This is a genomic window from Polaromonas sp. P1_F6, assembly GCF_056405695.1.
Window position 1 is genome coordinate 611,192 of the sequence record NZ_JBFUBQ010000001.1, and the last position, 13,655, is coordinate 624,846.

General features: G+C 57.7%; 13 protein-coding genes and 1 tRNA gene. 11 read left to right on the forward strand and 3 right to left on the reverse strand.

Annotation, left to right across the window (positions count from 1 at the left end; all coding sequences use genetic code 11):
- Positions 1 to 138: 138 nt before the first annotated feature.
- From aceA to AC1DY9_RS02905, 11 genes are all read left to right on the forward strand, one after another.
- A complete protein-coding gene (aceA, locus tag AC1DY9_RS02855; protein ID WP_457280344.1) occupies positions 139 to 1,458 on the forward strand; it encodes an isocitrate lyase in 1,320 nt (439 codons plus the stop codon).
- A gap of 167 nt (positions 1,459 to 1,625) precedes the next feature.
- A complete protein-coding gene (locus tag AC1DY9_RS02860) occupies positions 1,626 to 1,805 on the forward strand; it encodes a hypothetical protein (RefSeq protein ID WP_431095808.1) in 180 nt (59 codons plus the stop codon).
- Positions 1,806 to 2,093: 288 nt separating this feature from the next.
- Positions 2,094 to 4,001 carry a threonine--tRNA ligase gene (gene thrS / locus AC1DY9_RS02865; RefSeq protein ID WP_457280345.1) on the forward strand — a complete coding sequence of 636 codons (1,908 nt, stop codon included), beginning with the start codon at positions 2,094 to 2,096 and terminating at the stop codon, positions 3,999 to 4,001.
- A 95-nt stretch (positions 4,002 to 4,096) separates the two neighbouring features.
- Positions 4,097 to 4,696, forward strand: a complete 600-nt coding sequence (gene infC / locus AC1DY9_RS02870) for a translation initiation factor IF-3 (RefSeq protein ID WP_457280968.1) — start codon at positions 4,097 to 4,099, stop codon at positions 4,694 to 4,696.
- A gap of 207 nt (positions 4,697 to 4,903) precedes the next feature.
- A complete protein-coding gene (rpmI, locus tag AC1DY9_RS02875; protein WP_007870723.1) occupies positions 4,904 to 5,107 on the forward strand; it encodes a 50S ribosomal protein L35 in 204 nt (67 codons plus the stop codon).
- Between the two features lie 25 nt (positions 5,108 to 5,132).
- Entirely contained in the window at positions 5,133 to 5,492 is a 360-nt protein-coding gene (rplT, locus tag AC1DY9_RS02880) for a 50S ribosomal protein L20 (RefSeq protein ID WP_348046678.1), read from the forward strand.
- Positions 5,493 to 5,666: 174 nt separating this feature from the next.
- Positions 5,667 to 6,731, forward strand: a complete 1,065-nt coding sequence (gene pheS / locus AC1DY9_RS02885) for a phenylalanine--tRNA ligase subunit alpha (RefSeq protein WP_457280346.1) — start codon at positions 5,667 to 5,669, stop codon at positions 6,729 to 6,731.
- A gap of 31 nt (positions 6,732 to 6,762) precedes the next feature.
- The gene (gene pheT / locus AC1DY9_RS02890; RefSeq protein WP_477665748.1) at positions 6,763 to 9,189 is read left to right on the forward strand and encodes a phenylalanine--tRNA ligase subunit beta; all 2,427 of its coding nucleotides are present in this window, start codon (positions 6,763 to 6,765) and stop codon (positions 9,187 to 9,189) included.
- A gap of 48 nt (positions 9,190 to 9,237) precedes the next feature.
- Positions 9,238 to 9,564, forward strand: coding sequence for an integration host factor subunit alpha (locus tag AC1DY9_RS02895; RefSeq protein ID WP_457280348.1), 327 nt, complete (start codon positions 9,238 to 9,240; stop codon positions 9,562 to 9,564).
- Positions 9,565 to 9,735: 171 nt separating this feature from the next.
- Positions 9,736 to 10,224: a MerR family transcriptional regulator gene (locus AC1DY9_RS02900; RefSeq protein ID WP_457280349.1), complete on the forward strand. Its 489-nt coding sequence runs from the start codon at positions 9,736 to 9,738 to the stop codon at positions 10,222 to 10,224.
- 35 nt (positions 10,225 to 10,259) lie between these two features.
- Positions 10,260 to 10,336 (forward strand) — tRNA-Pro (locus AC1DY9_RS02905).
- 176 nt (positions 10,337 to 10,512) lie between these two features.
- Here the strand turns inward: AC1DY9_RS02905 and AC1DY9_RS02910 are convergent.
- The 3 genes from AC1DY9_RS02910 to AC1DY9_RS02920 all read right to left on the reverse strand — a co-directional run bounded on the left by AC1DY9_RS02910 (position 10,513) and on the right by AC1DY9_RS02920 (position 13,311).
- A complete protein-coding gene (locus AC1DY9_RS02910; protein ID WP_457280350.1) occupies positions 10,513 to 11,706 on the reverse strand; it encodes an amidohydrolase family protein in 1,194 nt (397 codons plus the stop codon).
- A gap of 30 nt (positions 11,707 to 11,736) precedes the next feature.
- Positions 11,737 to 12,435, reverse strand: coding sequence for a TetR family transcriptional regulator (locus tag AC1DY9_RS02915; RefSeq protein WP_457280351.1), 699 nt, complete (start codon positions 12,433 to 12,435; stop codon positions 11,737 to 11,739).
- A gap of 102 nt (positions 12,436 to 12,537) precedes the next feature.
- Entirely contained in the window at positions 12,538 to 13,311 is a 774-nt protein-coding gene (locus AC1DY9_RS02920; protein ID WP_457280352.1) for a ferredoxin--NADP reductase, read from the reverse strand.
- Between the last annotated feature and the right edge of the window lie 344 nt (positions 13,312 to 13,655).

Genomic DNA, 13,655 nt, shown 5'->3' on the forward strand with positions numbered 1-13,655 from the left:
GTTAAATAAATATCGTTGATTTTATTGAATTTTATTTTTGTCTTATATAAGACATAAGAGCTTCACAAGGTCTTGTAGAAGACTTAAAGTTGATCCATCGAATTCGCCATTTCTTTTTTTCAACCTACGGAGCCCACCATGCCGCAAACCCTGACCGAACAATTGAGCCGCGACCAGCAAATTTCCGCCCTGGAAAAAGACTGGGCCACCAACCCGCGCTGGAAAGGCATCAAGCGCGGCTACAGCGCCGCCGACGTGGTGCGCCTGCGCGGATCCTTCCCGATCGAGCACACGCTGGCCCGCCGCGGCGCCGAAAAACTGTGGGATCTGCTGCACAACGAGCCCTACGTCAACTGCCTCGGTGCCCTGACAGGCGGCCAGGCCATGCAGCAGGTCAAGGCCGGCGTCAAAGCCATCTATCTGTCGGGCTGGCAAGTTGCTGCCGACAACAACAGCTACTCCGCCATGTACCCGGACCAGTCCCTGTACCCGGTGGACTCGGTGCCCAAGGTCGTTGAAACCATCAACAACACCTTCCGCCGTGCGGACGAAATCCAGCACTCCAAAGGCATTGATGCCGGCGACAAAGACTACATCGACTACTTCGCACCCATCGTGGCGGATGCCGAAGCCGGTTTCGGCGGTGTTCTGAATGCCTTCGAACTGATGAAGGCCATGATCAAGTCCGGCGCCGGCGGCGTGCACTGGGAAGACCAATTGGCTTCCGTCAAGAAGTGCGGCCACATGGGCGGCAAGGTCTTGCTGCCCACCCGCGAGTCCTGCCAGAAGCTGATTGCCGCGCGTATGGCGGCCGACGTCTGCGGCGTGCCCACGCTGGTGATTGCCCGTACCGATGCCGAAGCCGCCGATTTGCTGACTTCCGACTACGACGAGATCGACAAACCTTTCCTGACGGGTGAGCGTACCGCCGAAGGCTTCTACAAGACGCGCAAGGGTCTGGAGCAGGCTGTCGCCCGCGCTAACGCCTATGCCCACTACGCCGACCTGGTGTGGTGCGAAACCGGCACGCCTGACCTCGACTTCGCAAAGAAATTCGCCGATGCCGTGCACAAGGTTCACCCAGGCAAGATGCTGGCCTACAACTGCTCGCCGTCTTTCAATTGGAAGAAAAACCTCGACGATGCCACCATCGCCAAGTTCCAGCGCGAGCTCGGCGCCATGGGATACAAGTACCAGTTCATCACGTTGGCTGGCATTCACTCCATGTGGTACAACATGTACGACCTGTCGCAAGACTACGTCAAGCGCGGCATGACGGCTTACATCGAGAAGGTGCAGGAGCCCGAATTCGCAGCACGTGACCGCGGCTACACCTTTGTGTCGCACCAGCAGGAAGTTGGCACTGGGTACTTCGATGAAGTGACCACCGCCATTCAGGGCGGCAAATCCAGCGTGACCGCACTTACCGGCTCTACCGAAGAAGAGCAGTTCCACTGATCTCACCTGACCGACGATTACCCAGACGCTTGCGCCCTTGAAGCGCAGCTTTTCAGCCTGGACAGGACCTAGGGCCTGTCCGGGCTTTTTTACGGGCGTTTTTTAGCGTAGAGTGCAGTTTGTTACATAAAACACAAGATGTGCATCATTAACCGGAGGAGGTTGCCGTGTCGGAATTAACCGTGGGTTTCAAGCGTGTTCCCTGTCCCGATTGCAATGGCACCGGCGAACTGCGCATTGAAAGCGAAAACATCAATGAGCATTTTGAAGTCGAAAAACAAACGGTGATTACCGAATGTCCGCGTTGCCTTGGCCTGGGATTTTTGCCGCCGGCTTCGCCTCAATAGGACTTTGTGGCGCGAGGCGAACAGGTGGCCGGCGAGCCATCTGCAAGCTGCCGTAAAATAGCCGCATGCAATCAATCAAGCTGGAAACAGGAAGGATCGTTCGGGTTATKACACCGCGAACTACGCCCTCGTCCGTTTTCTGGAGTCATCCAGGGCGCTAGTCCGCACCCCTTGGTGATTGTTAGCTACTGATTTCATAGCTTAAATCCATATCCCCCTATCAAAGCGCGGCAGGTTCCGCGCTTTTTTGTTTTTTCTGATTTCAGCCTGCTTATAGAAGTTATTCCCATGATTCAAATCACGCTCCCCGATGCTTCCAAGCGCGAATACCCCCAGGCCATTACGGTGGCCGAAGTCGCTGCCTCAATCGGCACCGGCCTGGCCAAAGCGGCCCTAGGCGGCAAAGTTGACGGCAAAGTGGTCGACACCAGCTATCTGATTGATAAGGACAGCTCGGTTTCCATCATCACAGCCAAGGACGCCGATGGACTGGACATGATCCGTCACTCGACAGCCCACTTGCTGGCCTACGCCGTCAAGGAACTGTTCCCGGATGCGCAGGTCACCATAGGCCCGGTGATTGAAAACGGGTTTTTCTACGATTTCTCCTACAAGCGCCCCTTCACGCCGGAAGACCTGGTGGCGATCGAAAAGCGCATGACCGAGCTTGCCGCCAGGGACGAGCCGGTGACCCGCCGTGTGCTGCCACGCGATGAAGCCGTGGCGCATTTCAAGAGCATAGGCGAGCATTACAAGGCGGAAATCATTGCGAGCATTCCCGCCAATGAGGATGTGTCGCTCTACCGCGAAGGTGCTTTTGAAGACCTGTGCCGCGGCCCCCACGTGCCCAGCACGGGCAAGCTGAAGTTCTTCAAGCTCATGAAGGTGGCCGGTGCCTACTGGCGCGGCGATCACCGCAATGAAATGCTGCAGCGCGTTTACGGCACGGCCTGGGCCACGAAGGACGAACTCCAGCAGTACCTCACGATGCTGGAGGAGGCTGAAAAGCGCGACCACCGCAAGCTCGGCAAGGAACTGGACCTGTTTCACATCGACGACCATGCGCCCGGCCTGGTGTTCTGGCACCCCAAAGGCTGGACGGTCTGGCAGGGCGTCGAGCAGTACATGCGCAAGGTCTACCAGGACAACGGCTACCAGGAGGTCAAGGGCCCCCAGATCATCGACAAGACGCTGTGGGAAAAAACCGGCCATTGGGACAAGTACCGTGACAACATGTTCACGACCGAGAGCGAAAAGCGCGAATATGCGCTCAAGCCCATGAACTGCCCCGGCCATATCCTGATCTTCAAGCAGGGCATTAAAAGCTACCGCGACCTGCCGCTGCGCTACGGCGAGTTCGGCCAGTGCCACCGCAACGAGCCTTCGGGCGGGTTGCACGGCATCATGCGCGTGCGCGGCTTCACGCAGGACGACGGCCATATCTTCTGCACCGAAGATCAGATCCTGAAGGAATGCGTGGACTACACGACCTTGCTGCAGAAGGTGTACACAGATTTCGGCTTCAAGAACATCATCTACAAGGTCGCCACGCGCCCCGAGGCTCGCATCGGCTCGGACGAAAGCTGGGACAAGGCTGAGCATGCGCTGATGGAAAGCCTGCGCGCGTCCGGCTGCGAATTTGAAATCGCCCCCGGCGACGGCGCTTTTTACGGCCCGAAGATCGAATACACGCTCAAAGACGCCATCGGCCGCCAGTGGCAATGCGGCACCATGCAGGTCGATTTCTCCATGCCGGAGCGGCTGGATGCCGAATATGTGGGCGAAGACGGTAACCGTCACCGGCCTGTAATGCTGCACCGCGCGATTGTGGGCAGCCTGGAGCGTTTTATCGGGATTTTGATCGAGGAACACGCCGGCGCGCTACCAGTCTGGCTGGCCCCCGAGCAGGTTTCGGTCCTCAATATCACCGATTCCCAGGCTGAATATGCCCGGGAAGTTGCCAAAACACTGCAAAATCAAGGGCTTAGGGTCAATCTGGACCTGCGCAACGAGAAAATTACGTATAAAATACGGGAGCACTCGATGAAAAAGCTGCCGTATATCCTTGTCGTAGGCGACAAGGAGAAAGCGGCAGGTGCCGTTGCAGTGCGCGCCCGGGGTAACAAAGACCTTGGAGTGATGCCTCTTGAAGCCTTCGCTGAAACGATCGCTTCCGACATCGCGAAAAAAGCCTGATTTTTAACAAAATTGTTGATGAATTTGGCCTGTCGTCCTTACAGGACGGGCGCAAGCAGCTATAGCTTTTATAGCAAGAGTTAAAGGATAGAACCATCGCTACTGAATTTCGTGACCGCCGTCACCGTGAAGAACGCAAGCATCGCTTGAACCGTGAAATCATGGCCCCTGAAGTACGTCTGAGCGGGCCAGACAATGAGCCGCTGGGCATTGTCAGCATCACCGAGGCTTTGCGCCTTGCGGGTGAGGCCGATGTGGACCTCGTCGAAATCTCCCCCACAGCGGTTCCACCGGTGTGCCGGTTGATGGATTACGGCAAGTTCAAGTACGCCGAGCAGAAGAAGGCGGCGGAAGCGAAGTCCAAGCAAAAAGTGATCGAGATCAAGGAAATCAAATTCCGGCCCGGCACTGACGATGGGGACTACAACATCAAACTGCGCAATATCAAGCGCTTTTTGGAAGAAGGCGACAAATGCAAGATTACCTTGCGTTTTCGTGGTCGCGAAATCACGCACCAGGAACTGGGCTTGGCCCTGCTGGCGCGTATTCGTGATGAGTTGGCCGATTTGATTGTGGTGGAGCAGTTCCCCAAGCTTGAAGGCAGGCAGATGGTCATGATGATCGCGCCGGGCCGTAAAAAGCCGGGTGCTGCCAAACCGGCAGCCGAGACGGCCCCGGCACCGTCCGCAGCCTGAGGCTGGCGAGCAGAGGGTAAAGATAAGGGGCGCTTTGCGGCGTTCCGGTGAAAGCAGGTGCAAGCCGGCTTTCCAAAAGCAGAAGGGTCAAACCTTTTGCGAGCAGCGGGAAGTCGCAAGATTTCCCGCTTAACAAGTGTCTCGGGGCCATCAAGTCTGCGGAAGGTTCGCAGCGCCTCACGAGCACAAATGAAAAGGAGCATTTACATGCCCAAAATGAAGACCAAGAGCGGCGCTAAAAAGCGTTTCCGCGTTCGTCCGGGTGGTACCGTCAAGCGCGGCCAAGCCTTCAAACGTCACATCCTGACCAAGAAGACCACCAAAAACAAACGCCATCTGCGTGGTGCGGTGACTGTTCATGAGACCAATATGGGTCACATGGCACAGATGCTCCCAGGCCAGGGCATTTAATTAACGACGAACAAGGAGTACACACATGCCTCGCGTCAAACGTGGTGTAACGGCTCGCGCCCGCCACAAAAAAGTTTTAGCCCTTGCAAAAGGTTTCCGCGGCCGCCGCGGCAATGTCTTCCGTATCGCCAAAGAAGCGGTAATGAAGGCTGGGCAATATGCCTACCGTGACCGCCGTACCAAGAAACGCGTGTTCCGCCAGTTGTGGATCGCCCGTATCAACGCTGCAAGCCGTTCCTTCGGCTTGACCTACAGCCAGTTTGCCAACGGCCTGAAGAAAGCCGGTATCGAGATCGACCGCAAGGTTCTATCCGACATGGCCATTCATGACAGCGCTGCTTTCGGCGCCATCGTTGAACAGGTGAAAGCCAAGCTGGCTGCCTGATTTTCAAGCCGGGCAGTGTTGGTGCTATTAAATCAATAGCTGCTTGCGCACGAAAATAAAGGGCTGGGGCTTGAAAAGGCTCTGGCCCTTTTTCATGGCCTTCCTGCAGTACTCACGGAACAGAAGTGCTGCTGAAAGCGCCTTCGCTGTTTTGTATTTCGAACAAGAGAACGTATGACTCAACCCGATGCCCTCCAAGAACTGGTTAGCAGCGCCCAGGCCAGTTTTACCCAGGCGAACACGCCCGCCGACCTGGAAAACGCCAAGGCGCAGTTCCTGGGAAAAACCGGCCGCGTCACGGAGTTGATGAAAGGCATGGCAGCGCTCAGCGTCGAAGAGAAGAAGTCCCGTGGCGCCGCTATCAACCTCGCCAAACAGGCGATTGAAACCGCGTTGACCGAGCGCCGGCAGGCGCTGGCCGACGCCGAACTGCAAAAGCAGCTCAAGGCGGAAGCGCTCGACGTGAGCCTGCCCGGCCGTCAGCGCACGCAGGGCGGCTTGCATCCGGTGTCACTGACGCTGGAACGCATCGAAGGTATTTTCGGCTCCATGGGTTTCGACGTGGCCCAAGGCCCCGAGATCGAGACCGACTGGTTTAATTTCACCGCGCTCAATACGCCCGAAGACCATCCAGCGCGTTCGATGCACGACACCTTTTATGTCGAGGGCGGCACCGAGGCCGCGCCCAATCTCCTGCGCACCCATACCAGTCCCATGCAGATCCGCTATGCAGTCCAGCATGTCAAAAAACACCGTGCCTTGATCGATGCAGGCGGCCGCATGCCGGAGATCCGGGTCATCGCACCGGGCCGCACCTACCGGGTCGACAGCGATGCCACCCACTCGCCCATGTTCCACCAGTGCGAAGGCCTGTGGATAGGCGAGAACGTAAGCTTCAAGGATCTCAAATTCGTCTTCACTGATTTCTGCCGTACTTTCTTCGAAAGCGATGACCTGGTGCTGCGCTTTCGCCCCAGCTTTTTCCCGTTCACGGAACCCAGCGCCGAGATCGACATCCAGTTCCAGACCGGCCCGCTCGCCGGCCGCTGGCTGGAAGTGGCCGGCTCTGGCCAGGTGCACCCGAATGTGGTGCGCAACATGGGGCTGGACCCCGAGAAATACATCGGCTTTGCCTTCGGCATGGGCCCTGACCGCCTGACCATGCTGCGCTACGGCGTCAACGACCTGCGTCTCTTCTTCGACGGCGACATCCGCTTCCTCTCCCAGTTTCAGTCCTGAAATAACAAGAACAAGAAAACAAGGTTAGACCATGCAATTCCCAGAATCCTGGTTGCGCGAATTCTGCAACCCGCCTTTGACGACCCAGCAGCTCGCCGACACACTCACCATGGCCGGCCTGGAGGTCGAAGAACTCAAGCCGGTGGCACCTCCGTTCACCAGGATTGTTGTTGGTGAAATCAAGGAAGCCGTCCAACACCCGGATGCCGATCGCCTGCGCGTCTGCCAGGTCGACGTGGGGCAGGGCAGCCTGCTCAACATCGTTTGCGGTGCGCCCAACGCCCGCGTCGGCATCAAGGTGCCATGTGCCCTGGTCGGCGCCGAGTTGCCTCCCGGTGAAGACGGCAAGCCCTTCCTGATCAAGGTCGGCAAACTGCGCGGCGTGGAAAGCCAGGGCATGCTGTGCTCGGCGCGCGAACTCAAGCTCTCTGAAGACCACGGCGGCCTGCTCGAACTGGTGGCCGATGCGCCGCTGGGCCAGGACATCCGCGAGCATTTGAAGCTCGACGACACCCTGTTCACCCTCAAGCTCACGCCCAACCTGGCGCATTGCCTGAGCGTCTACGGTGTTGCGCGCGAAGTCGCTGCGCTCACGGGTGCACCGCTGAAGACGCCGGCCATTCCCGCCGTGGCTGCCGCCGACACCGCGAAACTGCCGGTGAAGATCAGCGCGCCCGATTTGTGCGGCCGCTTTTCCGGCCGCGTGGTGCGCAACGTCAATACGAAAGCTGCCACACCACAATGGATGGTCGATCGCCTGGTGCGCTGCGGCCAGCGCAGCGTGACGGCGCTGGTGGACATCTCCAACTACGTGATGTTCGAGCTGGGCCGTCCCTCGCACATCTTTGACCTCGAAAAAATCCATGGCGGGCTCGATGTCCGCTGGGGCAAGCCCGGCGAGACGCTCAAGCTGCTTAACGGCAATACCGTGACGGTTGACGAAAAGGTCGGCGTGATTGCCGACAACGCGCAGGTGGAGTCGCTGGCCGGCATCATGGGCGGCGATGCGACCGCCGTCTCGGACGACACGAAACATGTCTACGTCGAAGCCGCCTTCTGGTGGCCCAAGGCCATCGCTGGTCGCTCGCGCCGTTATAACTTCTCGACCGACGCAGGCCACCGTTTTGAGCGAGGCGTTGATCCCGGGCAGACCGTCGAGCACATCGAGCGCATCACCCAGCTGATCATCGACATCTGCGGCACACCGGAAACGGTGTGCGGCCCCATGGATGACCAGCAGGTTAACGTTCCCAAAGCGGTGCCAGTCACTTTGCGGGTGGCGCGTGCAGCCAAGGTGATCGGCATGCCGCTCACACAGGCTCAATGCCTCGATGCGCTCCAGCGCCTCGGCCTGCCGGTGACGCAGGGCGAGGGCACGTTGACCGTGACACCACCCAGCTACCGCTTTGATCTGCAGATTGAAGAAGATCTCATTGAAGAAGTGGTGCGCATGGTGGGCTACAACCAGCTTCCCGAGACGCCGCCGCTGGCCCCCATCACCGCCAGGTTGCGCGCTGAAGCCGAACGCAGCCCCTTTGGCGTGCGTCGCGCCCTGGCGTCACTGGGTTACCAGGAAACCATTAACTTCAGCTTCGTGGAAGAGCGCTGGGAGCATGAGCTTGCCGGTAATCCCAACCCCATCAAGCTGCTCAATCCCATCGCCAGCCAGATGAGCGTGATGCGTTCCTCGTTGCTGGGCTCGCTCCTGCAGGTGCTCAAGTTCAACCTGGATCGCAAGGCGCCCCGCGTGAACGTGTTTGAACTGGGCCGCGTTTTCCTGCGTGACGCAGATGTCCAGAATACCGATACCACCGTGGCCGGCTTCAACCAGCCCATGCGTGTGGCTGGCTTGGCCTATGGCCCGCGGGCGGCACTGAACTGGAGCCAGCCTGACAAGGGGGTGGATTTTTTCGACATCAAGGGCGACGTGGAGGCTTTGCTCGCGCCGCTTCAGGCTGTCTTTTCGCCTGCGGCGCACCCCGCCATGCACCCCGGCCGCTGCGCGAGCGTGTCTGTAGGCGGCAAGTCGATCGGCTTTGTGGGCGAGCTGCACCCGCAGTGGCGCCAGGGCTACGACCTGGCCCAGGCGCCACTCCTGTTTGAGCTGGAACTGGATGCCGTGCTGCAACGGCCGGTGCCCGAGTTCAAGCCGGTCAGCAAGCTACAGCCGGTAGAGCGTGATATCGCCGTCATCGTGGCGGAGGGTGTCAGCCATGCCGCGCTGATGTCGGCCATCCATGGCGCCAATACGAAAGGCCTGCTCAAGGGGGCAACGCTGTTTGACGTCTATCGGCCGCAGCAGGCAAGCGCGAGCATGCAGCTCGGCGAAAAAAGCCTGGCCGTGCGCTTGGTGCTTTCGAGCGGCGCCGCTACACTGACAGACGAGGAGATTGAGGCGGCCGTTCAGTCGGTGCTCGACAATCTGCAAGGTCAGTTGGGTGCCCGCTTGCGGGCCTGACCTTTCACGAATACCGCTCACAATAAAAGTCGCCAGGAGTACCGTTGCATGGATTTTTCTGTAGAAAGCCTGGAAACCCCGGCGCTGACAAAGGCGCATCTGGCCGAGTTGCTGTTTGAACAAATTGGGCTCAATAAACGCGAATCGAAAGACATGATCGACGCGTTTTTTGACTTGATCTCGGACAGCCTGGTGGACGGAAATGACGTGAAAATTTCCGGATTTGGTAATTTCCAGATTCGCACCAAAGCTCCCCGCCCCGGTCGCAACCCGCGAACCGGCGAAGCCATCCCCATTGAGGCCCGCAGGGTGGTGACATTTCACGCCAGCCATAAGCTCAAGGACCAGATCCAGGGCGAAACTGTTGCCGAATAAGTACTAAACCCGGTGGCTTCGTCCGCCGGATTTACGTATCCTGGTAGGTGTTTGTAATTAAATGTCACCTGTGTGACGGAACAACACATGCCAAAAAACCGGTACAACTCTTTGCGCTAAGTTTCGACTTAGAGTAGATTTGGAGGTTTCCTCCTTAGCGCATTGATTTAATTGGAGAAAACGCTCCCACCCATTCCCGCGAAACGCTATTTCACCATCGGTGAAGTCAGTGATTTGTGCGGCGTCAAACCTCACGTGCTCCGTTATTGGGAGCAAGAGTTCACGCAACTACGCCCGATGAAAAGGCGTGGCAACCGCCGCTACTACCAGCACCATGAGGTGCTGATGATCCGCCGGATCCGTGATTTGCTCTATGACCAGGGCTTCACCATCAGCGGCGCACGCAACAAGCTTCAGGAAATCGTTCAGACCGAACGCGACAAGCGCCGTAATGGTGAAGTCATGCTTGACGGCGTAGAAGTGCTGGAAGGCGGTGAGTCCCTGCTGGAGGATTTTGAGGATTCCAGTGACCACTCGGACTTCGAAGACAGCGAGCCGGAGGGCGCGGATTTGCCCAGCGGCAGCGCGGCTCAGCAACGACTGCAATTGGTACGGCGCGAGTTGTTTGAAATTCGTGATCTCCTCAGCGCCGGGCACTGAGAAGCATTTTCGGCACGCTATAATAAAAGGCTTGTCGGTGTGTGGCGCAGCCTGGTAGCGCACTTGCATGGGGTGCAAGGGGTCGAAGGTTCGAATCCTTTCACACCGACCATAAAACCAACAGATAGCCGGTTAGCTAACGCTAACCGGCTTTTTTGTTTGGATCGAATATTTGTTGAAGTATCCGGTCGGCTGTCTTTGAGATCGACGTCAGAGGATTGCCCGTCGATTAGCTCGACGCAATTGTGTCTGGGGAAAACGCGATGGCAAGTCGCAAGCGCCTGCGTATCAGGCCGGAACAATGCTGGGGATCTGCGTGGCCGGCGGGGTGTTACGGCTGCGGCCGCAGCGAACCAGGCCGTCAATCATCACCATGCCAACGCCGGGAATATCCCCGCGTTGCACACTGTCCAGCAGGTTGAGCCCCGCTGAGTGCTGGGCTTTGTCCATGAAGACCAGATCAGCATCACGGCCTGTTTCTATCAAACCGCAATTGAGTTTGCGAATGCGCGCGGTGTTACCCGTGGCAAAGCAAAAAACCAGCTCCGCCGGGATATTGCCCAGGCTGGAAAGGAGGGCGATAAGGCGCAGCACACCCAGCGGCTGGACACCGGACCCGGCCGGCCCGTCGGTACCCAGGATGACGCGATGCGGGCACTTGAGCTGCAGCGCCGCCTGCGCGGCTGCAATTGCGACTTTTTCATTGCCGTTATGGACAATTTCAATGGCGCGCGATGATTTCTCACAGAGTTCGCAAACATGTGCTTCCGACAGTGCCGTATGACCGCCATTGATATGGCCGATGACATCGGCGTCTGCTTCCAGTACCACGTCCTTGTCAATCAGGCCTGAGCCGGGAATGGAAGGGCCACCGGTGTGAATGGTGCTCTGGATGCCGTATTTCCTCGCCCAACCCACCATCTCTTTGGCTTCGTAGCCCGCCTTGACTGAACCCAGGCCCACCTCGCCGAGCAAGGTTACGCCGGCGTCGGCAAGGTCCTTGAAATCTTGTTCGGTCATCCCTTTTTCGATGATGGGTGCACCGGCAAGTACCTTGACGCCGCCTGGGCGGAAGTTGTCGAATGCCCGTTGTGCGGTTATGGCCAGCGCCTTGAGGCCCACGATATCCTTGGGGCGCCCTGGCAGGTGAACCTCGCCGGCAGAAATCATGGTGGTGACGCCGCCGTGCATGGTGGAGTCAATCCAGCCGATCTGGTTCTGGCGCGGCGTCCAGTCGCCGAAAACCGGATGCACATGGCTGTCGATCAAACCGGGTGCCACGCAAGTCTGGTGCGCGTCAATCACGGTCTGCGCATGCGCCGTGTCACAGTCCTTGGCCTTTCCGATAGCTACGATGAGACCGTCGTTCACAACGATGGTGTCCGCGTCCAGGATAGGCTGGTCGATGTCTCCGGAGAGCAGCAGGCCAATGTTCCTGATGACGACCTTTCCTGATTTTCCGCTTGATGCCGCTTCTGCCATGGGTGGCCTTTCAAATGCGTGGGGTTGAGCTCAAGGATTCAGCATGACAGTGCGCAGCACGGTGCTGATGATGAAGGCCTGCCATTGCGCCAGCGCCTCAGGTGTTTGCAGGTCTTCGCCGAGGAAGGCTGACAGCGTGTGGCGGTTAGAGATATAGAAGTAGCCGGTGGCGGCAATCAGCAGGTAGACATTGCGGGCGGAGATGTCTGCCCGGAAAATTTTCTTGCGCACACCGCTTTCCAGCAGTTGCCGGATGATGGCGATGGCGGGAGACGAGTAATCCCGGGCGCGTTGCGATTTGGCAATGTGCTTGCCGCGGTGCAGGTTTTCCGTATTGAGCAGCGTGATGAACTCCGGATTTTTGCTGTAGTAGGACACCACGAAGCAAATCACGTCGGTCAGGGATTCCACGGGATGCTCGATGTCCAGCGACAACTCGAGCTCGGCGTCATTCATGCGGCGGTACATGTCTTCCAACACTTCGATGAACAAGCCTTCCTTGCTGCCGAAGTAGTAGTAAATCATGCGGTCGAATGACTTGGCCGACCTGGATATTTTCTCTACGCTCCCGCCGTCATACCCATAGCGCGCGAAGACGCGGGTGGCTGCCCGCAGGATGTTGTCGCGCGTGGTCTGCGCGGCTTGCTCCCGTACGCCGGGCCGCTTGGCAATCGTGCGTTTGGTTGTGGCAGTGCGCGGCTTGATGGTTTTGGCCGTCTTCGCTGTCATGTAGAGGTGTCCAGTCGCGGTTTATGCGTGATCAAGCGAAAAGGTGTGATGGATGGCTTCCCGGGGAAATGCAATGATTTGAAAGCAAGCGCTGGGCCATCTTCATTGTTCGGCAAAGGCGCGTTCGATCACGAAATCTCCCGGCTTGGACGTATTGCCTTCGATGAAGCCTTTGCCTTCGAGCATGTGTTTGAGGTCCTTGAGCATGGCGGGGCTGCCGCAGATCATCACACGGTCATGCGCCGGATCCAGTGCCGGCAACTGCAGGTCGGCCAACATCTTCCCGCTTTCGATCAGGTCGGTGACGCGACCCATGTTGCGGTAAGCCTCCCGCGTAACGGTAGGGTAGTACAGCAACTGCCTGGAGATCAGCTCACCGAGAAACTCATGTTGGGGCAAGTGATCCACAACCAGGTCGTGATAGGCCAGCTCGTCTGCCTGCCGCACGCCATGGACGAGCACTATCTGCTCAAACCGTTCGTAAGTCTCCGGGTCCCGGATGATGCTCATGAATGGCGCCAGGCCCGTGCCGGTCGAGAGCAGGTAAAGCCTTTTGCCCGGCAGCAGGTAATCAATTACCAGTGTGCCGGTTGGCTTGCGTCCAACGATGATTTTGTCGCCGACCTTGATGTGCTGCAGCCGTGACGTCAGGGGACCTTCCGCGACCTTGATGCTGAGGAATTCGAGATGCTCTTCATGATTGGGGCTCACGATGCTGTAGGCGCGCAGCAAAGGCTTGTCGTTGACCCTTAACCCGATCATGGTGAAGTGGCCGTTGCTAAAGCGCAGTGATGTGTCGCGTGTGGTGGTAAAGGTAAACAGGCGGTCAGTCCAGTGATGGACGGACAGCACAGTTTCTTCATTGAAAGCGCTCATGGTGTTATTCGGGAGTGATGGTTATGAATTGGAGAGGCTGCGTTGATGTCTCATGGTTTCAGGATCTGCCGGCTTGTGAGCCGATCTTTCCATTGCGCGGTCTCGATAGGTATTTGCATGCCCTGGCCAAACGATGCCGCCACGGAGGCAATGTGCCACATTAATGTAGTGAACGCAACATTTAAATTCAGTGTGTACAACATTTTAAAATAAGTTTAAGACAGCCATGTAAATACTATTGCATGAGAAATCCGCATGCGCTACATTGAATCTCATATGTAGTGAATGCAACATGTAAATTAAGCGGGCACTACATTGGTGAATTCGCCCCAAGATGGTGAGAG